At 48.9% G+C, this 270-nt stretch carries 1 protein-coding gene; it reads left to right on the plus strand.

Going from position 1 to position 270, the window contains the following annotated elements; all coding sequences use genetic code 11:
- On the plus strand, positions 1 to 270 hold a 270-nt coding region (locus tag H8L47_RS29315), incomplete at both ends, for a hypothetical protein (RefSeq protein WP_186957348.1).

Consider the following 270-nt stretch of genomic DNA (forward strand, 5'->3'; position numbering starts at 1 on the left):
GTGCAGTTGACAACAACACGACTAACCTGAGCCAAAAGAACGACGACGTGATCGAACTGCGCAATGCAACAAACGCAGCCATCGGTGACTTCAACGGTATCAGCAACATCGGTAACATCGAACTGACAAACGACACAGCAGTCACACAAGTGTCCCAAATCCAGTTGAACGATACGATCGTTGATGCATTGGTTGACGGCTATCAAGCTGCTAACACAACAACGCACATCGAACGTCTGACTATCCGTGCCCTGGACAACATCAACGTTG

It is taken from the genome of Undibacterium umbellatum, assembly GCF_014284125.1.
GTDB classification, from domain to species: domain Bacteria; phylum Pseudomonadota; class Gammaproteobacteria; order Burkholderiales; family Burkholderiaceae_D; genus Undibacterium; species Undibacterium umbellatum.